Genomic DNA, 219 nt, shown 5'->3' with positions numbered 1-219 from the left:
TTATCATTCGACCGTCATTATTAAACTTTGGCAACTTATCCCGATATAGAACTACTGCATACTCGCAAGCACCAACTATTTTCATGTTTGCTTTTAAAACTTGTGAGCTTGACTTTTTAACAAATACAAGCGGGTAAGAATTATTGAAACCATATTTTTTCCCATAATCAACAACCATTTGCATTTGTTGGAATGAGCAGAATACAATCATTGCTGGTG

At 34.2% G+C, this 219-nt stretch carries 1 pseudogene; it reads right to left on the bottom strand.

Annotated elements, in window-relative coordinates:
* Nucleotides 1–219, bottom strand: a pseudogene (locus tag GSM_RS15260) (DNA-methyltransferase); the annotation flags it as partial.

Origin of the sequence: Liquorilactobacillus mali KCTC 3596 = DSM 20444 (assembly GCF_000260415.1) — a bacterium.
In the GTDB taxonomy this organism is placed as follows: Bacteria; Bacillota; Bacilli; order Lactobacillales; family Lactobacillaceae; genus Liquorilactobacillus; species Liquorilactobacillus mali.
Note: the sequence above shows the minus strand (reverse complement) of the source record. Positions and strands in the feature narration are given on the sequence as shown.